The 416-nt window shown below is 45.2% G+C and carries 1 pseudogene; it reads right to left on the bottom strand.

The features are described 5' to 3' along the window. A pseudogene (locus tag EMN46_RS19770) lies at nt 1-416 on the bottom strand (hypothetical protein); the annotation flags it as partial.

The following is a 416-nucleotide window of genomic DNA, read 5'->3' as shown; positions in this document are numbered from 1 at the left end:
AAACCACGCGGATGAAAACGAGAGGCGTATAGACTTGAGGGATTAAAGCCTTCTGGCAATTGTCCCGCTGCCTGCACGACTGAAACATAATGCGTAGCTACGCGAATTTCTGCTTCATCATCTTGAACAGTCACCTGTACATGCTTTTCGTCTAACTCAACCACTGCCCATGAACTCGGAACAGGAGACGGTAATTGGCGTTTTTTTAATTGGAATTGAATCTCTTGATCAGACACCTGTGAGAGATTGAGCTTTTGACTGGTCGGCACATTGTTAACATCAAAATACTGTTTACCGATACGACGCACCAAGGTATTATCTAAAATATCTTGCGCGTAGGTTTCAACCACGTCTTCAACCGATAGTGGCTTGCCTGCCTGATCTTGCAACTGCCCATCAACATATTGCACACGTCC

The organism is Ancylomarina sp. 16SWW S1-10-2, assembly GCF_009669305.1.
Lineage (GTDB): Bacteria > Bacteroidota > Bacteroidia > Bacteroidales > Marinifilaceae > Ancylomarina.
Note: the sequence above shows the minus strand (reverse complement) of the source record. Positions and strands in the feature narration are given on the sequence as shown.